The organism is Hymenobacter segetis, assembly GCF_054776495.1.
Genome location: NZ_BAAHBV010000001.1, coordinates 736380 through 758419 on the forward strand (window position 1 = coordinate 736380; position 22040 = coordinate 758419).

Consider the following 22040-nt stretch of genomic DNA (forward strand, 5'->3'; position numbering starts at 1 on the left):
GGTGTTGGGTTTTAATACACAGTTACTCCACAACCTCCCGACAGGCCCTATACAAATCCTTCCAGCCATCCCGCTCCTTGGCTACGGTTTCGAGGTATTCGAGCCAGACGACGCGGTCGGGGGTGGGGTCTTTGATGACGGCGCCGGTGAGGCCGGCGGCCAGGTCGTGGGCGCGCAGGGTGCCGTCGCCGAAGTAGGCGGCTAGGGCCAGGCCGGAGTTCATGACGGAGATGGCTTCGCCGGTGCTCAGGGTGCCGCTGGGCGACTTGAGCTTGGTTTTGCCGTTGTCGGTGACGCCCTGGCGCAGCTCGCGGAAGATGGTGACGAGGCGGCTGATTTGCTCCAGCGCGGGGGCTTCGACGGGCAGCTGGAGGGGCTGGCCCTGCTTGGCCACGCGGGTTTGCACGATGTGGACTTCCTCGGCCAGGGTGGCGGGCAGGGGCAGCACCACGGCGTTGAAGCGGCGGCGCAGGGCGCTGCTGAGCTCGTTCACGCCGCGGTCGCGGTCGTTGGCGGTGGCGATGACGTTGAAGCCCTGGCGGGCCTGGATTTCGGTGCTGAGCTCGGGGATGGGCAGCACCTTTTCGGAGAGCATGGTGAGCAGGGTGTCCTGCACGTCGGAGGGGATGCGGGTGAGCTCTTCGATGCGGACGAGCTGGCCGGTTTCCATGCCTTTGTAGAGCGGGCTGGGCACGAGGGCGGCCAGGGAGGGGCCTTCGGCGAGGAGGCGGGCGTAGTTCCAGGAGTAGCGGAGGCTGTCTTCGGCGGTGCCAGCGGTGCCCTGCACCAGCAGGTTGGTGTGCCCGCTGATGGCGGCGGTGAGGTGCTCCGACACCCAGCTTTTGGCCGTGCCGGGCACGCCGAGCAGCAGCAGGGCGCGGTCGGTGGCCAGGGTGGCGACGGCAATTTCCATCAGCCGCCGCTGGCCGATGTACTTGGGCTCGATTTCGAAGCCGTTATCGAGCTTGCCACCCAGCAGGTAGGTGACCACGGCCCAGGGCGAGAGGTGCCAGCCGGGCGGCTTGGGGCGGTCGTCGGCGGCGCGGAGGGCGGCGAGCTCTTTGGCGTAGAGGTCTTCGGCGTGGGGGCGGAGGAGGGTGGGCGAGGGAGCGGCCATGGGTTAGGAAATTGAAGGAAGGAAAGGTTCGGTGAGGCTGGCGGTGAGCTGCTGGCGAAAATGCAAGGAGTCGATGAATTGCTCGATTAGGGGAGCCACGAGGGGGTGGCTTTCGCCCACGGGCCGGAGCGCGGCGGTGCACTGCGCGGCCAGCGCCGGAGGCACGTAGCTCGCCAGGCGGTAGAGCAGGGTGGAAAGGCGCTGGTACGGCTCGCCGTAGGGATTGGTGACGAGGGGGGCCAGCACGTCGGCAATGTGCTGGAGCGCCGCGCTGACGATATCGGCGGGCCAGGGCGCGAAAATGTAATTCAGGATGTCGGGCAGGAGAAACGGCGCGCGCTTGTCCTGGAGCGGCAGCAGCGTGCGGAGCAGCGCTATTTTCTCGTCCTCGCTCAGCAGCCAGGTCAGGTGCGTGACTTGCTGGTGATGCAACAGGTTGGGCTGCGTGAACTGGTGCCGCAGCAGGGGCGCGGCAAACGTTTTGTCCTTGTGCAGGTAGGCTGACCGCGACCAGGCCCGCAGTAGCAGGCTCGCCCATTCGGTGGCTTCGGCCAGGCTCAGGAGCTCCTCGGCCGATACTTGCAGGTGTGCGGCCCAGCGGCTGTGGGGCAGCAGCGTGAGCAGCTGGCCCAGCTGGCCGGCCCGCTCGCCGCCCTCGAACTGGTCGTCTTTCTGCTCGATGCCGTCGGCCAGCCAGGTTTTATCCCAGGTTTCGGGCAGGGCTACTTCCAGCTTGTTGCGGCCAATCAGGGGGCGTTTCAGGGTGAGCAGGGGGGCGGCGCGCTGCCACAGCCGTTCCACCAGGGCCGAATGGGGCAGCGGTGCCAGCAGCGGCACCACCGTTTGCCGCACCTCCTTGCTTTTCGAGCCCAGGTAGGTGGCCAGCAGGAGTTCGTCGGCTCCGGTCACGGTGTGCTGTAGCTCGGCCAGCAGGGCCGCCTGGGTGGCCGCGCGTTCGGTGGGCAGCGCGGCGGTCAGCAGCTGCCGGGCCTGTTCGGGGTCCGACTCGTGGAGCCGCTGGATGAAGAAGCGACGCTCGTGCAGGGTCCCCGTTTCCCAGGTCGCCAGGTCTTGCGAGGGGTGCACGTTGGCCAGCACCGGCTGCCAGTCGGGGTTTTGCTGCGCCAGCCAGTGGCCCCGCTCGCCCAGGATGGCCGACAAGGTGCCCGGCAGGTGCAGCCGCAAATCCGAATTGCCGAGCGCAGCCACCAGCAGCACCGGCGGTATCAGGCGCTGGTGCTCCACCATCAGCGTCCAGTAATCGGTGCGAAAAGCGGAATAGCGGTTGCCGGCCAGCAGGGCCCGGAAACACTCCGTGCCGAGGGGCCCCAGCGGCACCCGGCTTTCGGCGGGAGCGGGGGCCGGCGGTGGCGGGGCGGCAGCGGGCCGGAAGCCGGCTTTCTGCAGCACGGCCAGGGTGCCCGCCGCCAGCAGGAGTTGTTGCTCAGCGCCGTCGGCATCGGCAGTGCCAGTTGACGGTGGCGAGATGGCTGTGCCGCTCTGCCGGGTGCCGAGCAGGGCGGTACGCAGCAGCTGGGCAGGGGAGGGAAGCGGGAATTGGCCGGGTTCCACCGCTGCTTGCTGCAGTTGGGGCCGGTTATCGGGGCCCTGACTGGAGGAGGTTTCCACGGCTCTGGCTGTTCCGGCCCAGCTGCTTAAAGGACGGAAGGCCCGGCCGTCCCATTCGCCAAAGAGGGTGAGCGGGTGGCCGCCGCTTTGGGCCAGCAGCTGCCAGGGCACATCCTCATCGGCGAAGCGCAGGGGCAAAGCCCCGTCTTCGGGATGGTGCAGGAGCCAGCGGCCATCGGGCTGCCGCGTTGGCAGGACCTGGGCCAGGGTGGCGGGCCACTCGCGCAGCCAGGGCTGGCGGGCCAGGGCGCTGGCGTAATCATTCAGCAACTGGCTGATGGACTGGCCGGGCGGCACCACGGTTTCCGGCACCGTACCGTCAAACTTTACGTTGACCGGGGCGGCCCGCAGCGGCAGCAGGCCGGGATAGAAAACCAACTCGCCCAGATATGCGCCGTGTGGAATAAACGGCGTGTTGAACGGCTGCCCGCCGAACGAAAACTCCAGCACCAGCGCCGTTTGGCCGGTTTTGCGGCCGTGCAGCCAGGTGCGGCGGGCCGTCAGGCGGTCCTCTTCCCAGCGGAATTGGCCCAGCACGCGCCAGGAGTCGGCCACGGGCGTGGCGTTGGCGAGTAAGTCCTCTTTTTTCAGGTTGATGCCGACTTGCTGGAGTACCTCGGCCCGGGCATCGGGGGCAAGATTGGGGAGGTTCTGGAAGGTGCGGGTCAGCAAATACAATTCGCCGAGGCGGCCCAGCAGGCGCGGGGGCCAGTCGGCGTGGGCGTGGCGCAGGGTGGCCAGCTCGCGCAGGGTGGCGGCCAGGCCGGGCAGCTGGTGGTCGACCAGCCGGGCGGCCTGGCTTTCCCAAAATTTTGGCGGCTGCTTGTCGAGCGTGGCGAGGCCGGCGCGCATCAGGTCTTCGAGCCAGGCTATGAGGTCTTCGGCCCCGGCGGCCATGCGGGCGAGGCGCTTGGGGTCGACGGCTGGCGTTGTTTGACTTTGAAGCGGCGTTTCAACGGCCGCCGTTTCCTCCCTAACAAACGGAGAGACCGGGCTTGCTTCGTCGGCCAGTAATTCAGTTGCTACAGTCGCTTTAGAAACTTTAGAAGCGGGTTTTTCAGCCTTTTTCTCTTGGCTTTGCTGGCGTTTTTCCAGCCACTCGGCCAACCAGGCAGGTGGCGTATTGCCACCAAAAAGCTCCGGCTGGCGGGCCATGAGTAGGATCAGGCCCGCGCCGTGCTTGCAGGGAAAAACCCGGCTGGGGCAGCTGCACTTGAAGGCCGGCTCCGTCAGGTCGATGCCGGTGAGGTAGGGCTTGGAGCCGCTGCCGGCGCAGTCGCCCCAGGCTGCCGTTTCGGTGCGGCCCAGATTGGCCCATTTGGCGGGTTTCAGCAGCTCCTGGCCCCGTTTGAGGGTGCCGGGGGCGGTGATGAGGGCGAGGGCTTGCGCTTCAGAATAGGAAATCATGCGGGGCGGGGCAGGCACCAAAAGTATGTAGCACATGCTTTAGCTTGTGCGGTACCAGGCAATTCGATTTCGCAACGGCACAAGCTGAAGCATGTGCTACAGCCCCACGCCCCAGTTTCACGCAAAAAAGTCGTCCGGGTCGGCTTGGCTCAGGTACTTGCGCAGGGACGACAGCGTACCGAAATATGGCAGCACGCAGGCCAGAAACTCCTCGGCAATGGCCGGGCTGGCGGCGTAGGCCACAAACGTGTGGCCGCTGTCGGCAAACTCTATTTCATCGAGCAGCGCGGGTTGGTGCTCTTCGATGATGGTTTCGAGGTGCTCGGCCCAGGAAGCCGCCGTGCCGCCGAAGCCGAAGTGCTGAAATAGGGCGTAATAATCCTCCAGCCCGCCCACATCAGCAAAAATCACCAGTTGGTACTCGGGCGAAATGGGAGGCGGGGCGGGGGCGAGCTGAAACGGAAAAGTGGCCGACATGGGCCAAAAGTACGCCTACCGGCGCCGGCGCAACGCCACCACCAGCCCCACACACAGCACGGCGAGGCCGGCAATGAGGGCATCGCGCACGAAATGGCCCTGCTTGGCTTCGGCCACTTCGGCTTCGAGGTCGCGCTGGCGGGCCAGTTGCTGCTTTTCGCGCTGGCGCAGGTTTTCGGTTTCGTTGGTGAGCTCGGAGAGGCGCTGGGCAGTCAGGTTGCGGTCGTCGCGCGAGCTGGTTTCGAGGTGGGTGGTGGTTGCGGCCAGGCGCACGGAATTGGTCTGAGCCGCCTGGGCGGTGCGGTTGAGCACGTCCACAATCTGCTGGTCCTTATCCACGATGCCTTGCAGGGCTTCTACCACTTCCTCTAAGTCTTTTTTGGAGGGCTTGTTGCCGAACAGGCTGTGGCGCTGGGCGCTGGCGGCCGTGTAGCGGTCGGTCAGCGCTTTGCGCTCGGCCAGCAGGCCGGGCAGGGGCGAATCCGGGGTGATGGCCGGTGTCTGGGCGGCCGTGGCCAAACTCCAAAAAAGCCCGCCACTGAGTACCAGGGAGCGAAACAATGGGCGGCGGGTGGTTATTTGCAAACTGTCAACCAAGGGAAACAAGGACGTACGCATGAAGAAAATTCAACTAATGAAAAAAGGCAGCCTCTTATTGCTCGGGGCGCTGAGCGTGTGGAGCTGCGAAACGGCCCGACCCAAAACGCCGCCCACCTACGGCGGCGCGGCATCGGAAGGCCTCTACGAAAAAGGCGGCAGCGGCGTGCTGCCCTTCCTGATTCAGGCCACCAGTTCGGACGATACCTACGGCTTTACGGCAAACAACCCGGTGCGGGTCGGCGGCGGGCGCGAAGCCGGCGTGCGCAACCAGCAGCGCTACCTCAACGCCCTGCTGGGCCCCAGGGGCGAACCCATTAATTACGAGCACGAAGGCAACTGCTGCGCGTTTAAGATTGGGGATGGCGGCATCGACAACGAAGGCCAGCTCGACGTGTATTCCATCACTTGGAAAGGACAGAAGCAGCCCCTCAAACTCTACCTGAATATGTACGAGGAAGGCCCGCTGGCCGCCCCCGTGGGCCTGAGCGCCGCCCGCTAGCCCAGCCGGCAGCGGGCCGGCCGGAGCCGGAAAACCGTTACTTTTATAAGTCCGGCCGCTATTTCTCTACCTTCCGATGCCCACCCGCTACTACTCCCGCCTCGCCGCGCTGGCCGCCGACCCCGCCGCCGCGCCCGCCGACCAGCTCCCCAAGCTGCGCAAGCTGCTCGAAACCGTGCTGCGCGACGACTGCAAGGCCCGCGAAGCCCCGTTTATCGACCTCAACCAGGCAATCGGCCAGGCCGCCTACACCCATGAGTTGCCCGCCGCCCTGCGCCAGCAGCTCCAAGCCCTGCGCCTAGCCGCCAACCTGGTGGTGCACGAAAGCTACGCCGGCACCCGCGCCGAAACGGCCCAGGGCTTCGCGGCGGTGGCGGCGCTGGTGCTACACCTCACCGGCGCGGCCTACGCCGGTCCCGCGCTGCCCCGGATAGTGGCTGAAACTGCCGCGCCCACCGAAACGGCAGAAATAGCCGGTACCGCTGCGGCCCACATTCCCGAAGCCGCCGCCAGCACCACTTGGCGCGTGCGGGTGCTGCACGCCGACCTGGCCACCGGCGCGCTCACCGTCGAGATGGCCGCGCCCGCCGATGGCCGCCCCGCCGGTCCCTTCGGTCTGCTGCTGCCCGCCGCCTATGAAAACGTGCTGCCGCTGGCCGCCGCGCTGCATCCCACGCTGCACCTCATCGGCCCGGTGCTGCTGGCCGATGGCAGCGTGCGCGCCCGCCGCGTAGTGCTGGAGCCCGACTACCTCATCAGCGTCACCACCATTGCCGAATGCGCCCAGCGCGACGGCACCATCCCCGAATGGGCGCTGCTGAACGCCTTTTTACCCGATGAAACCTCGCGCCCGCTGGTACTCGGAAACCTGGTGAACCTGCTGCTTGATGAGGAAGTGAGCCACGCCGGCCGGCAGGAAGAACTGAAGTCGAAACAGGAAGCCGCCGCAAAACGGCAGCAGCGGGAGCGGCTGGCGAAGCTGGCCGGCCACGCCATTGCCACCGCCGAGCCGGAAGCGGCTTCTGAAATGGCTAATTCGGAGGCTGCGGGTAACTCCCAATTCGAACTAACAACTGACAACGAACAACCGACACCGAAAGAATTCGACCTGGAAACGTTCTTCCGGGGCCGGCTGTTCCGCTCGGCCCCGCTCTCGCTCAGCACCCTGCCCGAGTTTCAGACCCGCACCGGCGTGCCCGAACTGCTGAACGACCTGCGCCGCCACCACCGCACTCTGCGCGAAACCCGCGCCCTGGGCTTCGTGGCCGCCAGCCGCACTGGCTACCAGCAGGAACCTCTGCGTCTGGCCGACTGCTTCCTCGAACCCACCTTCCTCTCGGCCACCTACGGCTTGCAAGGGCGGCTCGATTTGCTGCACGAAAGCAGCACCGGCTACGACCTGATTGAGCTCAAAAGCTCGACCAAAGTGCCCCACGCCGAGCCTTGGACCAACCACGCCGCCCAGGCCCAGCTCTACCGTCTGCTCCTGGAATCGGTATTCGGGGCCGATGGTGAAACGGCTGGCCGGGGCCGCACCAGCATTCTGTACTCCAACGCGGCCAGCGGCCAGCCCGCCGTGCGCCGCGTCGACCAGGACCAGGACCTGATTGACCGCTTGCTCTCGGCCCGCAACCAGCTCGTGGGTACCGAACTGCAGCTGGCCCGCGCCACCGGCCCGCGCCAGACGGCCCACCTGCTGGCACCCGTGCTGCACCCCAACCTCATGGCCCTGCCGCCCTTCGGCAAAGCCAAAGCCGAAAAAGTAGCCAACGCCTGGGCCGCCGCCGACCCCGTGGAGCGCGCCTACTGCCTGGAGCTGGCCCGCTTTTCGGCCCGCGAAATGCGCCTCACCCTGCTCGGCGACGAAGCCCGCCCCGGCGATGCCGGCGGCCAGGCCGGCCTCTGGCTATTGCCCCAGGCCCGCAAGTATCAAAATTTCAGCCTGCTCGATGACCTGGAGCTAATCGAAGACCACAGCGGCGCACCCGATGATGCCCGCGACAGCCTCGGCCCGCACCTCATTTTCCAGCGCCCGGCCGGGGGCCGCGAAGTCAATTTCCGCGCCGGCGACACGCTGATTCTCTACCCACGCCGCCGCAACTCCCGCGAAACCGCTGCCGCTGAGGCTTCCGAAGTAACGGCAGTTTCTAACTCAGCCGAAGCCAACCCACCAGCCCACCAACCCACCAACCCACCAATCCACCAGCTCAGCGTCCTCGACGCGCAAGTAGTAAAAGTCGTCCTCGCCGAAGACCTCGGGGCCGATGGCCGCGTGGTGCTCAGCGTGCGCAACCGCCGCATGGCCCCGCGCTACCTGCTGGGCCACTCGCACTGGGCCCTGGAGCCCGATACCTACGACACCTTCCGGCGCGAGTGGGCAGGCCTCTCGTCCTTCCTCAGCCTGAGCCCGGAGCGCCGCAAGCGCCTGCTGGCCCGCACCGGCCCGCGCGAGCCGGAGGGCTGGAACCCCGCCGCCGCGCCTGCCACCACGGCCCCCGAAGTAGTGGCCCGTGCCCTGGCCGCGCCCGACTGGTTCGTGCTCTGCGGCCCGCCCGGCACCGGCAAAACCCGCAGCGTACTGCGCGAGCTGGCCGAAAATCTCTACAAAGAAGACAAGCAGGTGCTGCTGGCCGCTTACACCAACCGCGCCGTGGACGAAATCTGCGAGCAGCTGGTGGAAGCTAAACTGCCGTTTATTCGGGTCGGTTCACGGTTGGGCACGTCGCCGCAGTACCGGCCGTATCTGCTCGATGCCATGATTGCCGACTGCGGCAGCCGCCAAACCGTGCGCGCCCGCCTCACGGGCACGCCTTTTTACGTGGGCACGGTGGCAAGCCTGCTGGGCAAGCCGGAGTTATTTATGCTCAAGCAGTTCGACGTGGCCGTGGTGGATGAAGCCAGCCAGGTGCTGGAATCGCCGATGCTGGCGCTGCTGGCTAAGGTGAAGAAGTTCATTCTCATCGGCGACCACCGCCAGCTGCCCGCCGTGGTGGCCCAGGAGCCCGAAACCAGCGCCGTGGCACCGGAAGTAGCCGATTTGCTGCGCGAAAACCTTGGCCTCACCAACCTGCGCAACTCCTACTTCGAGCGCCTGTTCCGCCGCGCCGAGGCCCACTGGCCCCACGCCCACGGCACCCTCGCCGACCAGTACCGCATGCATCAGGAGCTGGCCGTGCTCGTCAACCAAGACTTTTACGAAGGCCAGCTGCGCTGCCCACAGCCCTGGCAGGCCGCCCCGATGGACCGCACCGCCTGGCCCGCCGGGACTGATGATTTCACGGCCGCGCTGCGCCGCCAGCGAGTGGTTTTTGTGCCCACCCAGCGCCAGCCCGAGGATTTGTCCATGAAGGAATCGGCCCAGGAAGCCGAGCTGGCCGCCCGCGCCGCCGCCTACGTGGCCCAAGGCTACGGCCCCGATTTTAACCCCGAAACCACGCTCGGCATCATCGCCAGCTACCGCAATCAAGCGGCCCGCATCCGCGCGCGGCTGGCCCAGTTGGCCCGCGAGCTGGCCCTGCCCGCCCTCGCCCAAATCAGCGTTGACACCGTGGAGCGCTACCAGGGCAGCCAGCGCGAGGTCATCATCGTGAGCTTCTGCTGCCACCACGAGCACCAGCTGGAGCTCATGGTATCGCCCGACGAAACCGGGCAGGTCGACCGCAAGCTCAACGTGGCCCTCACCCGCGCCCGCCAGCAGCTCGTGCTGCTCGGCAACGCGGAAATGCTGAGCCGCGCCCCCCACCACGCGGCCCTGCTGGCCCGGGTGCGGTAGCGCGGCTCCGCGTCATCCGTTTATTAACCCGTTCTACTTGATATCCACCACTTCCACCTCGAAGCGCAAGGCTGTATTGGGGCCGATGCTGGTGGAAGCGCCCTGCACGCCATAGGCCAGCGCCGACGGCAATAGCAGCTCTGCCTTGTCGCCTTTGTGCATCAGGGCAATGCCCTCTTCAAAGCCCGTAATCAGCTGGCCGCGCCCAAAAGTGAAGGTTGTCGGCGTGTTGTTGCGCAAGGACGAGGCATCGAACACCGTACCGGTGGCATCAAACAAATGGCCGGTGTACAGCATCGTAACCGTGTTGCCAATGGTCGGCCGCACGGCGCTGGCGTTGGTCGTAACGGGCAGAAAGTAGAGTCCGGAAGCCTGTTTCTGAGCAGTGGTAATGTTTTTGGCGCTCAGGTAGCTCGTAATCAGGTTGTCATCATACACCGGCACGTTCACTACTTCCACCTCGAAGCGCAGGACCGAATTTGCCGGAATGCTGCCTACCGCCTTCGTGCCGTAGGCCAGCCCGGAAGGTATCAGAAACTCTGCCTTATCGCCCACGTGCATCAGGGAAACCCCTTCATCAAAGCCGGGAATAACCTGGTTCGCGCCCACCACAAAGGTCAACAGGGGGTTGCTGTGCTTGGAAGAAGCATCGAACACCGTGCCAGCCGCATCCAGCAAATGGCCGGTGTACAGCACCGCCACCGAGGAGCCGATGGCCACTTTAGCAGCCGCAGGGTTCGTGCTGACCGGGATAAACTGCAGGCCGGAAGGCTGTTGCTGAGCGGTGGTAATATTTTTGGAAGCCAGGTACTTGGTGATGGTTTCCTGGTCAACCCCGCTGTAATCCACGACTTCGGGGTCATCCTTCTTGCAGGCGGTGGTGAACACGCCGGCACCGGCCAGCATCATCAATAAGAACAGGCGCGTAAATACGGCGGAAAAATAGGATTTCATAGGCTGGTTTTTGGGAGTAAAAATAGGGCATTAAGGTCCGTAGAACATGAATTTGCTATCCGGCGTTCGCGTTTTTTGCTAGGGCAATGGCCCGCGCGGTCGCAACTTTCCCCAGCCGAATTGAGCTTAAGCCGGCCTCAAGACCCAGCATCAGCCCTATTCCCAGCGTGTAGGCCAGCAGGTCGACCCACTCAAACTGGCTGCCCAGCACGATGCGCGCCACCCGCGAATGCTGCCAGCCCAGCCAGCTCAGCAGGTGTACATATTGTAATGTCTCAATTAGATAAGCCGTGAGCAGCACCCCCAAGGCCACTTTCCCCGGCGCGGCCGTCAGCATACCCCGGGCGAGGCAATAGAGGAAAATGGTGGCCAGAAAATCGCCGGCGTAGGGCCGAATGATTTTATCATGTATGTACAAGGCGATAAAAACTTCCAGCAGGAATAATAAGCTGGCTGCCAGTAAATAATGCTTCCGAATGCGAATCATGCGACGATTAAAACCGATGTGTGTAATCAACCGTGGCGCATCGGGCACCGGCGAGCCTGCTGCATGGCCACCGCCGGCTCGGCCAGCATCACCGGAGCCGCGTCCAGCGCCTGAATCCGGTACAGATATTCCGTCGGCAGCATGGCATTCTTCGCCGACTGGCTCACCCGCCAGCGCCGCGTAAGGCGGTAGAAAACCACGGCTGGGCTTATGAAAACACCGACTGGTAATTGCAAAAGCTGCCGCACCCGGGCTGGCACCACCAGCCCCTGCACCAGCCGCAGCAGCCGGTAGCGCGGCCCGCCCAGGTGGCGTCGGTATTGAAAATACAAGTCTGCGGTGTAATTGCTGGCGGCCGTGTCGCGGGCTAGGTGCAGCTCGCGGGCGGCCCGCCATTCGGCGTAGGAGGTAGGCAAATCGGGCACGCCCATCCGCCGTCCCACGCGGCAAAACACCGCCACAATCTCCTCGCGCTCGGCCTCGGTCAGGGGCCGTTCCAGCACCTCAAAAGCCCGCATGGAGTAGCCGATGAGCATAAACAGCACGTCGCGGTAGGCCCAGGCCGGAATGGCCTGCCCCCGGCGCGCCTCCACCGCCGCGTGGATGGCGGCAATGCTGTCGATGGCCCGCTCGGCCCCGGCGCGGTCGGCAAACACGATACGGCGGGCGTATTCAACCGTGGAAAAGAGCCGCGCCAGCGGGTCGGCGGGCAGGCGGCCGGTGAAGTAGAGCCAATCCACCGCCTTGTTGAGAGCGAACTCGGCTGCCGCCCCGGCAAAGATGAACAGCACCGTATCGGCAGTGCCCCAGATGCGGCGCACGATGGAATTGGGGGCTACGAAGTAATCCATGTTGTATTGCTGACGGAGGTAAAATCAGAACACCGGGCGGAGGTCTGATAATTCTGGTGCAAATTTATGAAGAACTTTGTAATTCAAAGTAAACTTCCCGAATTGGCTTGATATGAGTAGGGAGCGGGGCCTGCCCCCGCCCGTCGTTGAACAGCTACTTAAGCCTCGTTCAACGACGGGCGGGGGCAAGCCCCGCTCCCTACACCTTGTTTCTATTGCGGCTGCAAATCAGATTTTAGCCTTCCCAATCCGGCTCAGCTATCTGCTGAGCAAGTCGGGCACCGCCTTTCCAACTGTCGCCACCTTCGGCCGCTTGTAGAAATACAGTATCAGCAGCGGCAGCAGCGTCAACTCGGCCACCACGCCGAACAGCAGCGTCAGTCCAATCAGCAGCCCGACGTAGAACGTGCCATCGAACTTCGAGAACAGCAGCGTGGAGAAGCCGCCCACCAGAATGAGCGAGGTGGTAATAACGGCCTTGCCGGCCAGCAGATACGTGTAGCGCACCGCCTTGAAGATGTCCGGTTCCTTGCCCAGGGTGAGCCGCAGCTTGCTGATAAAGTGAATGGTGTCATCAACCGCGATGCCGAAGGCGATGGTGAAAATGATGCTCGTGCTCACCTTCATGTTCACGCCGGCCAGGCCCATCACGCCGGCCACGATGATGATGGGCAGCAGGTTGGGAATGAGCACCACAATGGTCATGCGGAAGGATTTGAACAGCGCCAGCACGATGAGCGTGACCATCGCCACGTCGATGGCCATGCCCTGAATCATGTTCAGGGTCAGGTTTTCGTTGTTTTTGTCGATGAGGTTGGACGAGCCGGTGAGGCGGGTGCGCAGCACGGTGCTGTCGGTGCTGGTGCGCAAGTAGCGGCGCAGGGCGGCGTTCAATTTGTCGGCCCGGATGCTGCCCACGTCGGCCATGCGGCCGGTGAGGCGGCCGGCCGAGCCATCGGGCAGGGCCAGGGCGCTGAACTCGGGCCGCTTGCGGAACTGCCGGAGCTTGCCGCGCAGACTGCGCAGTTCCAGCGTGTCGGCGGGCAGGCGGTAGTCGGCCAGGCCGCCGCCGTGCAGGGCCTTGCGCACCGATTTCACCAGTGTGACGGGCGAGGCCGCGAAGCGCAGGCCGTAAGTATTCGCCAGATAGCCTTCGATTTGCTCGGTCTGGCGTAGCACCCCCAGGTCGTAGATGTCGCGGCCGGATGCGGGTTTCAGCTCCAGCTCAAAGGGCCGCACGCCGGCAAACTGCCGGTCGAAAAAGGCGAAATCCTGCCGCACCGGGTCGCTTTTGGAAAGGTCATCGAGCAGCGAGGAGTTGATGTGCACCCGCGTGGCCAGCCCGATGGAGGCCGCCAGCACCAGCCCGCTCAGCGTAAATATCAGCCGCCGCCGCACCAGCACCTGCCGAAACAATCGCCCCAGCACGCCGTCCCAGCTGTGGCCCTGGCGGCGCGGCTCGCGCAGTTGGGGCTTGCCCAGCAGCACCAGCATGGCCGGCAGCAGCGTGAAACTGAGAATAAAGGCCAGAATAACGGCAATGCCCGTGAACAGCCCGAAGTTGTGAATGGGCCGAATCGTACTCGTCATCAGCGTGAAAAAGCCCAGGCTGGTAGTGAGCGCCGACAGCCCTGACCCAAACCCCGATTCCTTAATCGTGACGCGCAGCGCGTCCTTCTTGCTGGCCCCGTAGCCTAATTCACTCACGTAGCGGCTGATGATGTGAATGGTGTCGCTCATGCCCACCACAAACAGCATGAGCGGGAGCAGGGCCGTCATCAAATCGATGCTGACCCCGAACGCGGCCATGATGCCCAGGCCCCACAAAATGGCCCCCAGCACCACCACCAGCGGCAGCACCACGCCCCACCACGTCCGAAACGTGAGCCACAGCAGCCCCGTCACCAGCAGCACCGACAGCGACATAAACACCACCAATTCCCACTTCAGCCGGTCCACAAATACGGATTGCGCCACGATGCGCCCCGCGAAATGCACCCGCTCCTCGGGAATGTGCAGGCGGGCCAGGCCGGCACGCAGGTTGGTGAACAACGTGTCGCCGGGCGGCTTTTCGAGGTCGGGCGTGAGCTGGAGCACCAGGGCCAGTGCGCGGGCATCGGGGCTGAACACGTTGCCGATGAGGCCGGGCGTGTGGTAAATCAGGACGGAGTCGGCGGCGCGGCGGGCGGGGTCGGCGCGGTAGGCGTCGGGGTGCAGGTAGGGGAGGCTGAACACGCCGAGGCCCTCCACCACGGTGTTGGCCAGCGTGGTGGGCGAGGTAACGTGTAGCACGTTCTTTTGCCGGGCGGCCAGGCGGGTCAGAGAATCAACCTGGGCCAGAAAAGCGGGGTCGAACACGGTGCGGCCGGCCGGGGCTTCGAGGCCCAGCAGCAGGTAGTCGTTGTCGTTGCCGAAGCGCTGGGTGTAGCCCTGGTAGTAGTCCAAGTCGGGGTCGCCGGCAGGGTAGAAGTCGTTGAAATTGTAGTTGAACCGTAGCTGGGCGACGAAGAAAGCGCTCAGGGCCGTGAGCAGGCCCAGCACGAGCAGGGTGGTATGGGCGTAGCGACGAAGGGACATCGGAGGGCCCCCGCGCCCGGCCCCCGCCGGGCGGGACCCGGACGGGCGGCAATTCGTGAGCAAAAAGGAGAATCAAACTTCCATACGCCCCACCCCTCAAAATGTGCGGCAGCGGTGTATCTTAGAGCCTGAAAACCGTGCGTTTTCCCCTTTTGTTTCCCCTCACCCCACTTCGTTTATCATGAAAAATACCCTGCTCGCCCTCGCCCTGTTTGCCTTCGCCGGCACCACCGCTTTCGCCCACGACGGCCACGACAAAGACGGCAAAAAAGGCAAGAAAGAAACCTGCACCAAAGACATGAAGGCTTCGTGCACCAAAGACATGAAAGGTGGCATGGCCGGCGGCTCGTGCTGCATGAAAGGCGGCAAAACCGCCAGCGTGAAGCCCGCCGCCAAGTCGGAGGCTGCCGCCAAGCTCTAATCACCGCCGGCTCCGGCCGCCGCTGAGAACCAAAAAAGCCGCTTCGGAAACGAGGCGGCTTTTTTATTATCCAGAAATTCATAAGTTTACCCAGTTTTCTACCAACCCCAAAATTTATGGAGCTTATTGACCAACTGACTAATCTGGCATCGCGCGCTCAGAAGCAGATTACGCATATTCAGACCGAAGAAGCCACGAAAACAGCGCTGGTAATGCCGTTTATCAATGCTCTCGGCTATAATGTGTTTGACCCTACGGAAGTTGTGCCAGAGTTTATTTGCGATATCGGCACGAAAAAGGGTGAGAAAATTGACTACGCCATTATGCGCGATGGCAAACCAATCATTTTAATTGAGTGCAAACACGTTGGCAGCGACCTCAATATCAACCATGCCAGCCAGTTATTTCGGTATTTCCACGTAACCGAAGCGCGGATTGCAGTTCTCACCAATGGACTTGTGTACCGGTTGTTCACCGATTTGGAACAGCCAAATAAGATGGATGAGCGGCCTTTTCTGGAATTCGACCTCGCCAGCTTCAATGAGAACGATGTTGCTGAAATCAAAAAACTCAGTAAAGCCAGCTTCAACATTGAGGATATGCTTTTTGCCGCATACAACCTCAAATACATGCGGGCTTTCAAAAAATATTTTGAAGAGCAATTCACCCAGCCGTCGGCCGATTTTATAAACTTCGTTTCGAAGCAGGTGTACGAAGGTGTGTTAACTCCCAAGCTCAAAGAGCAATTCAGCATCTTGGTGCATCGCTCGTTTCATCAGTTTCTGAATGACAAAATATCCATGCGATTGCGGTCAGCAATGATTGATACCAGTGGGCAGAGCTTATTGGTGAACGACGTGCCGGCAGCACCAGTAATGGAACCGACGGTTGGAACTGATACAGATGGCAAGGAAAAAGATATTGAAACGACTGTTGAGGAGACGGAAGGCTTCATGATTGTGCGAGCCATCCTCCGTAAAACCGTTCCGGTTAATCGGGTGGTAATGCGGGACGTGCAATCCTACTGCGGCATTTTGTTGGATGATAATAACCGTAAGCCCATCTGTCGGCTTCATTTCAACAGCAGCAAAAAGTATGTGACGCTGTTTGACATTGAAGGAGGTGAACGAGTCGATATTACCTCGCTCGATGACTTGTATGGCATGGCTTCCCGGATTCGAGCCGCCGTGCAGAAACATGAAACGAAAGTGGCTGTTTAGTTAGTCATTGGCTTTTATACAGATGAGGAAAGCTGCCTGAACGGGCAGCTTTCTTTATTTTTGAGGGCACCGTTACGTCCCCACCCCATGCGCCAATACCAAGCCCTGCTTCGCCAAATCCTCGACACCGGCACCGTGAAAACCGACCGCACGGGCACCGGCACGGTGTCCATTTTCGGCCCGCAAATGCGGTTCAACTTGGCCGAGGGCTTCCCGCTGGTGACCACCAAAAAGGTGCATTTGAAGAGCATCATCCACGAATTATTGTGGTTCCTCAAGGGCGATACCAACATTGCCTACCTCAAGGAGCACGGCGTAAAAATCTGGGATGAGTGGGCTGATGCCAACGGCGACCTCGGCCCCGTGTACGGCCACCAGTGGCGCTCCTGGCCCGACGGCCACGGTGGCCACATCGACCAGATTGCGCAGATTATCCAGCAGCTCAAGACCCAGCCCGACTCGCGCCGCATCCTCGTTTCGGCCTGGAACGTGGCCGAATTGCCCGAGATGAAATTGCAGCCTTGCCACGCCCTGTTCCAGTTCTACGTGGCCGATGGCAAGCTCTCGTGCCAGCTCTACCAGCGCTCGGCCGACGTGTTTCTGGGCGTGCCGTTCAACATTGCCAGCTACGCGCTGCTCACCCTCATGGTGGCCCAGGTGACGGGCCTGCAACCCGGCGAGTTCATCTGGACCGGCGGCGACACTCACCTCTACAGCAACCACCTCGACCAAGCCCGCCTGCAGCTGGAGCGCGAGCCCCATCCGCTGCCCCAGATGCACATCAACCCGGCCGTGACGGATATTTTCGGGTTTCAGTACGAAGACTTCAAGCTGGAAAACTACGAGCCGTGGCCGGCCATCAAAGCGCCGGTAGCCGTATAGGCGGCACATGAGAAATGGCGCGCTGGGAATGATGTTGGGGGGATGCGCGCTGCTGGCGGCCGGCCCGGCCCGGGCGCAATATGCCGCGCCGGGCTTCCCCATGCTGCCGCAGGGCCGCCTGCCGGTGGTGAAGGCTCCCGCAAAACTGCAGTCGCCCATCCTGCCGCGCTTCTGGCACGAGGCCGACCCCGGCAAGCTGGCGGCGGGCCGCACGGAGTTTTTCGCTTTCGTATCGGAGCACGCCAAATTCCCGGACGGGGCCAAGCCCACCGCCGCGCAACCCAGGGCCCCGCTGCCCACCGGCCGCCTATTGGTGCGCGTGCTGGTGCGGCCCGATGGCTCGGTGCGCCAGCCGCCCCGCGTGATGCGGCGCGAGCTGGCCCTGCCCGAAAGCGCCTACCCGCCCAGCGCCATTCAGGCTCTTGATGCCGAGGCGCTGCGGGTGCTGGGGGCCTTGCGCTTCGTGCGTTCCAAATCGGCGCAGGACTCGCTAATTGTGCCCATGCGCTTTATTGAGCAATAATGGGCGGCCGATAGGGCTGCATCAAACCGTTGATGCCAGCGCGCTCCATAAAGCATCAATTAACGGGCTCGAATCAGAGAAAGTAGCGTCGGCTACTTGCCGAATCACCCGTAGGGCCGCCACGTTGGCCGTGAAAACGGCATCGGCTGCTAGAAGAGCTTCTGGCTCAAATAACCCTTCGGAACACTGAATGCCTGCCGCCTGCGCCGCCCGGAGCACCTGCGCCCGGCGCACGCCCGCCACGCAACCGGTTTCAAGCGCGGGCGTGAACAGCACCTCACCCTTCACCCAGAAAATAGCCGCCGCACCCGCCTCAGCTACGTGTCCGCCAGCATCACAAAGAATGATTTCATCCAGCCCGCGCTGCTGCCGCTCGTGGGCGGCACGCACATAGAGCCACGCCTGCGGGCCTTTGCAAAAGCTCAGGGGAGAGAAAATAGAATGGGTTTCCAGCGCGAAATCGGCTTTGGCGATGGGCGTTTCATCCGGCACGAAGGATTCGGCGGTAGCCAGCCATTCGGTGGCCCCGGTGTTGGGGGTGTAGCGGCCGCCGCCGGCGCGCCAGAGCTGCAGGCGCAGGCGGGCGGCGGGCAGGTGGCTGGCGGCGGCAAGGCGGGCCAGGGCGGTTTCGAGGGCTTCTGGCGTGGCGAGCGCGGGGGGCAGGGTGAGGTAGAGGGCGGCGGCGGCCCGGTGCATGCGCTGGCAATGGTCGGCGGCGAGGCGCAGGCGGTTGTCGGCGAAAATCAGGGTTTCGAAAAAGCCATCGCCGAAGGCCAGGCCCCGGTTGGGCAGGGGCAGGGCGGCGGTGGGCAGCAGGTGGTTGTTGAGCAGCAGCATGGGGCGCAAGGTAGGGCCGGCCGCCGGCCCAGGCCCACAAAAAAAAACGGACGAGCCCGTGGGCCCGTCCGTTTTTGGCTGATGACAACCGGAGTAACTTATTGCACCTGCACGCGGCGGGTCACCAGGCCTTCGGCATAGGTCACGCGCAGCACGTAGTTACCGGCAGGTAGATTTTCAATGGCCATATTGGCCGGGGCGATGCCGTTGAAAGACTGGTGACGCACGGTGCGGCCCAGCACATCGAGCAGGTCGAGGGCCTCAGGGTGGGCGCTGGCGTCGGGGGCCACGGTGAGAGTGGTGTGAGCGGGCACGGGCCAGGCTTCGGTGTGGTCGGCCACGGCCTGCGGGGCCTGCACGTGCAGCACGTTGCTGGCCGTGAGGCGGGCCAGGGCCATGGCCGGCTGGCCGTTGATGGTGGTGAAGCTGCCGCCCACCATCAGGGTGCCATCGGGCTGCACCAGCAGGGCGCGTACGGTGCTGTTGGGCACGGCAGTGGCCGCAAATGTGGCATCGGCGGCCCCGGTGGGCAGCAGGCGGCCCAGGTTGGCGGGCAGGCCGGTACCGGTGAACGAGCCGCCCACCAGAATGCGGTTGTTGGGCTGCACCAGCAGCTTATACGCGGTGCCACTGAAGGCGGGCGGGGTAAAGCCGGTGTCGTGGGTGCCGTCGGAGTTGAGGCGGGCCAGGCTGCTGCGGGAAGTGCCGCCCACGGCCGAAAACAGCCCGCCGACCACTACTTTGCCATCGGCCTGCACGGCCATATCGTTCAAGCCCGAATTGACGGCAATGGTGGTAATGGGCGTTTGGACGAAGCTGGCATCCTGCGCGCCGGTGCTGCCTAGGCGAAGTACGGTTCGGTAAGAAGTTCCGCTTGTGGGCGTGTAGTTGCCGGCTATCAGCAGCTTGCCATCGGGCTGTAGCGCCAGCGACTGCAAATAAGCAAGGCGCCCCGAGCTCAGCGTTGGCACAAATGACGCATCGGCCGAGCCATCAGTCATCAGCCGCCACAGGCTGTTGTTGAGAGTACTGGCGTTGTTGCTACCCACCAGTACGCGGCCGTCGGGCTGAAGCAGCATCTGGGAAATGGACCGGCCGGCCACGCTTGGCGCGCTGAAGCTGTTGTCGAGGCTGCCGGTGGCTTGGTAGCGCTGCACCGCCGCAAAGGTGGCCACCAGCACCCGGCCGTCGGGCTGCAGGGCCAGCCGCGTAACGGGGGAAACAATAGGCGCACTCAGGGCGAAGCTGCCGTCGAGGGAGCCATTGGGATTGAACCGCGCCAGCCGCCGCACCGTCTGGCCATTAATCTCGTTAAAGCCTCCGCCCACCAGCAGCTTGCCGTCGGCCTGCCGCACGATTGAGGTGATGACGCCCGGTGACTGAATCAGGGGCTGAAACGACGTGTCAAGGGCCCCGGTGCTGGTGAGCTGCACGAGGGGCTGGTCGATGACTCCGCTAAAACTGTTGAAGCTGCCACCCACCATCACCCCGCCGCTCGCCAGCAGTGTGAGCGAATAAGGCTGGGTATTGGGGACGGTGCTGGTCTGAAAAGTGGCATCAACGGTGCCATTGGTATTGAGGCGAGTCACCCCGGAGCTGCTTGGCGTGCTGCTAACCAGGATTTTGCCGTCGGGCTGCAGCACGATGGCATCGCCGTAGAAGGAATACACGGAGTAGGGCACCTGGAGCTCAGTGGGTGGCGTGAATGAATTATCGATGCCCCCATCAGGCAGCAAGCGCATGAGCCCGTTGGCCGCGCCGCCCAGCGGGCTCAGGTAGCCGGATGCCAGGATTCGGCCGTCGGCTTGCACGGCCAGGTTGTAGGCCGCATCGTACTGGGAGAGGTGGGCATCGAAAGTGGAGTCAAAGCTGCCATCGGCGTTTAGTCGGGCCAGGCCGTTGCAGGTCACGCCATTATAAGCGGTGAAAAAACCGCCAATCAGGAACTTGCCGTTGGCCAGGGGCACCACGGTGAGGATTTCATCATTGGCCCCGGTGCCCGCGTTGAACGTTGCATCGACCGTGCCCGTGGCGTTGAGCCGGGCAATGTAGTTGGTGGTCGCGCCATTGAAATGGTCGAAGTAGCCCACCACCAGCAGCTGGCCATTGGGCAGCGGCAGCATGTAATCAATGCCTCCGGCTGCGCCATTTATCTGGGGGCCGGTGCCGGGGTTGAGGGACGCATCGGCGGTGCCGTCGGCATTGAGGCGCAACAAGCCGTTGCGGGTGATGCCGCCCGCCGTCACGGGACTGCCAAAACCCGTCAGCAGGAGCTGGCCATTGCTCTGTCGCACCACCCGGAACATTTGCGAAGTGGTGCCAACATTCTGCTGGAAGGCTGCATCCTGCGTACCATTCGGGTTGAGGCGCGTCAAAAAGCTGGTCGCTACGCTGTTAATCCGGCTGAACCCGCCCACCACCACGCGCTTACCATCGGGCTGTTCCAGCGCCGAATACACCGTGCCCGGACTGTAAATGGACGCCGGCGTGAAGCCTAAGTCCAGGCTCTGGGCCGCCAGCGGCTGGCTACTGCCGCCGCCCACGAGCAGAATAATCGCAACAAGTAGATTTTTTTTCATTAGGAAAAATGTGATTTTGAAAGGATAATGATGTGAGATTGATGGAGTATTCGGTGGTGAATATTTTACTAAATTAATCCAAACTTCTTGCCCGGCAATGCCCGCACCACCCCCCGAAACTCCAGGGCCAGCAGCAGCGAGGCTACGGCATAAATGGCAATCTGGGCTTTCCAAGCCAGCTCGTCCATTTGCATTTCGCGGCCGGGTGCCGCCGCCAGCACGGTTATTACGGCAAATTCCTCGACCGTGAAATCTGTGGCTGAATAAGAGGAAACGGGCTTGAACTTGCCCGACTGGTGCAGGGCCGCGTCCCAGTTCAGGAGCTGCTCCAGGTCGCGGGGCTCGGCGTAAAGGGCAGCTTTGTTGTCCCGAATCAGGGCATTGCAGCCGGCCGAGGCAGCCGAGCCCAGGTTGCCGGGCACAGCCAGGACGTCGCGGTCGTAGCTCAGGGCCAGCTCGGCGGTTATCAGCGCGCCTCCTTTGATGGCGGCTTCCACCACCACGGTGCCGTCGCTCAGGCCGGCGATGATGCGGTTGCGGGCCGGAAAGTTGTAGCGGTCGGGCGGCGTGCCAAAGGGAAATTCGGTGAGCAGGCCGCCCTGTTCGCGCATTTTCTCGGCGGTTTTGCGGTGCGCGGCGGGGTAGATGATGTCCAGCCCGGTGGCCATCACTCCCACGGTTTCGAGGCCTTCCTGCAGGGCAGCGCGGTGCGCCATGATGTCGATGCCGTAGGCCAGGCCGCTCACTACCAGCGGCCGGTGCGGCAGTAGCCCGGCGATGATGCGCTCGGTTTGCTCGCGGCCGTAGTCGGTGGCCTGGCGGGTGCCCACGAGGGCCACGGTTTTGGGCGCGTTGAGGTCGGCGGTGCCCTGATAGTAGAGAATGGCCGGCGCGTCGGGAATCAGCTTGAGGCGGCTGGGAAAGCGCTTGCTGGTATAGAACAGGATTTCGACGCCATCCTTTTCGGCCTTCTTCAAGTCGGCTTCCGCTTTGCGAAACGCCTTTTCGCGCTCCGGCCCGGTCAGGATTTTGATGGTGGCATCGCCCACGCCGGGAATGCGGCGCAGCTTGCCGGGCGGCATCATCAGCACGTTTTTGGCCGCGCCGCCGTAGCTCATCAGCTGCCGCGTGAGTTGCGGGCCGATGCCGGGTAATAGCGTAAGGGCCAGCTCGTGGAAAAGGGTGTCGTTGGTAGAAGCAGGCATGGA

General features: G+C 63.4%; 17 protein-coding genes. 6 read left to right on the plus strand and 11 right to left on the minus strand.

What is annotated here, in order from left to right; all coding sequences use genetic code 11:
* Positions 1-22 precede the first annotated feature (22 nt).
* The 4 genes from ACYU70_RS03215 to ACYU70_RS03230 all read right to left on the minus strand — a co-directional run bounded on the left by ACYU70_RS03215 (position 23) and on the right by ACYU70_RS03230 (position 5191).
* Entirely contained in the window at positions 23-1117 is a 1095-nt protein-coding gene (locus tag ACYU70_RS03215; RefSeq protein ID WP_342300997.1) for an ATP-binding protein, read from the minus strand.
* A 3-nt stretch (positions 1118-1120) separates the two neighbouring features.
* The gene (locus ACYU70_RS03220) at positions 1121-4153 is read right to left on the minus strand and encodes an SWIM zinc finger family protein (protein WP_342300995.1); all 3033 of its coding nucleotides are present in this window, start codon (positions 4151-4153) and stop codon (positions 1121-1123) included.
* 117 nt (positions 4154-4270) lie between these two features.
* A complete protein-coding gene (locus tag ACYU70_RS03225) occupies positions 4271-4630 on the minus strand; it encodes a hypothetical protein (RefSeq protein WP_342300993.1) in 360 nt (119 codons plus the stop codon).
* 15 nt (positions 4631-4645) lie between these two features.
* The gene (locus ACYU70_RS03230; RefSeq protein WP_342300991.1) at positions 4646-5191 is read right to left on the minus strand and encodes a hypothetical protein; all 546 of its coding nucleotides are present in this window, start codon (positions 5189-5191) and stop codon (positions 4646-4648) included.
* 55 nt (positions 5192-5246) lie between these two features.
* On the opposite strand from ACYU70_RS03230, the gene ACYU70_RS03235 reads away from it, so the two are divergent.
* Both ACYU70_RS03235 and ACYU70_RS03240 read left to right on the plus strand, forming a co-directional pair.
* Entirely contained in the window at positions 5247-5729 is a 483-nt protein-coding gene (locus ACYU70_RS03235) for a hypothetical protein (protein ID WP_460615882.1), read from the plus strand.
* A 76-nt stretch (positions 5730-5805) separates the two neighbouring features.
* The gene (locus tag ACYU70_RS03240) at positions 5806-9501 is read left to right on the plus strand and encodes an AAA domain-containing protein (RefSeq protein ID WP_460615883.1); all 3696 of its coding nucleotides are present in this window, start codon (positions 5806-5808) and stop codon (positions 9499-9501) included.
* 33 nt (positions 9502-9534) lie between these two features.
* Here the strand turns inward: ACYU70_RS03240 and ACYU70_RS03245 are convergent, their stop codons facing one another.
* From ACYU70_RS03245 to ACYU70_RS03260, 4 genes are all read right to left on the minus strand, one after another.
* The gene (locus ACYU70_RS03245) at positions 9535-10455 is read right to left on the minus strand and encodes an FKBP-type peptidyl-prolyl cis-trans isomerase (protein WP_342301448.1); all 921 of its coding nucleotides are present in this window, start codon (positions 10453-10455) and stop codon (positions 9535-9537) included.
* A 55-nt stretch (positions 10456-10510) separates the two neighbouring features.
* Positions 10511-10942 (minus strand): ribosomal maturation YjgA family protein, encoded by a 432-nt coding sequence (locus ACYU70_RS03250; RefSeq protein WP_342301450.1) that lies wholly within the window; start codon positions 10940-10942, stop codon positions 10511-10513.
* Positions 10943-10968: 26 nt separating this feature from the next.
* Positions 10969-11793, minus strand: coding sequence for an oxygenase MpaB family protein (locus ACYU70_RS03255; protein WP_342301452.1), 825 nt, complete (start codon positions 11791-11793; stop codon positions 10969-10971).
* A gap of 258 nt (positions 11794-12051) precedes the next feature.
* Positions 12052-14370, minus strand: coding sequence for an efflux RND transporter permease subunit (locus ACYU70_RS03260; RefSeq protein ID WP_342301454.1), 2319 nt, complete (start codon positions 14368-14370; stop codon positions 12052-12054).
* A 181-nt stretch (positions 14371-14551) separates the two neighbouring features.
* Between ACYU70_RS03260 and ACYU70_RS03265 the strand changes: the two genes are divergently transcribed.
* The 4 genes from ACYU70_RS03265 (at position 14552) to ACYU70_RS03280 (ending at position 17416) form a co-directional block, all read left to right on the plus strand.
* Positions 14552-14791 (plus strand): hypothetical protein, encoded by a 240-nt coding sequence (locus ACYU70_RS03265; protein ID WP_342301456.1) that lies wholly within the window; start codon positions 14552-14554, stop codon positions 14789-14791.
* A gap of 116 nt (positions 14792-14907) precedes the next feature.
* Positions 14908-16011 (plus strand): type I restriction endonuclease, encoded by a 1104-nt coding sequence (locus ACYU70_RS03270; RefSeq protein ID WP_342301457.1) that lies wholly within the window; start codon positions 14908-14910, stop codon positions 16009-16011.
* Between the two features lie 87 nt (positions 16012-16098).
* On the plus strand, positions 16099-16893 hold the full coding sequence (locus tag ACYU70_RS03275) for a thymidylate synthase (protein WP_342301459.1): 795 nt from the start codon (positions 16099-16101) through the stop codon (positions 16891-16893).
* Between the two features lie 28 nt (positions 16894-16921).
* Entirely contained in the window at positions 16922-17416 is a 495-nt protein-coding gene (locus ACYU70_RS03280) for a hypothetical protein (protein ID WP_342301461.1), read from the plus strand.
* 21 nt (positions 17417-17437) lie between these two features.
* Here the strand turns inward: ACYU70_RS03280 and ACYU70_RS03285 are convergent, their stop codons facing one another.
* From ACYU70_RS03285 to dprA, 3 genes are all read right to left on the minus strand, one after another.
* Positions 17438-18253: an aminotransferase class IV gene (locus tag ACYU70_RS03285; RefSeq protein WP_342301463.1), complete on the minus strand. Its 816-nt coding sequence runs from the start codon at positions 18251-18253 to the stop codon at positions 17438-17440.
* Between the two features lie 98 nt (positions 18254-18351).
* Positions 18352-20832 carry a T9SS type A sorting domain-containing protein gene (locus tag ACYU70_RS03290; protein WP_342301465.1) on the minus strand — a complete coding sequence of 827 codons (2481 nt, stop codon included), beginning with the start codon at positions 20830-20832 and terminating at the stop codon, positions 18352-18354.
* Positions 20833-20900: 68 nt separating this feature from the next.
* Positions 20901-22037, minus strand: a complete 1137-nt coding sequence (dprA, locus tag ACYU70_RS03295; RefSeq protein WP_342301467.1) for a DNA-processing protein DprA — start codon at positions 22035-22037, stop codon at positions 20901-20903.
* Positions 22038-22040: the final 3 nt, after the last annotated feature.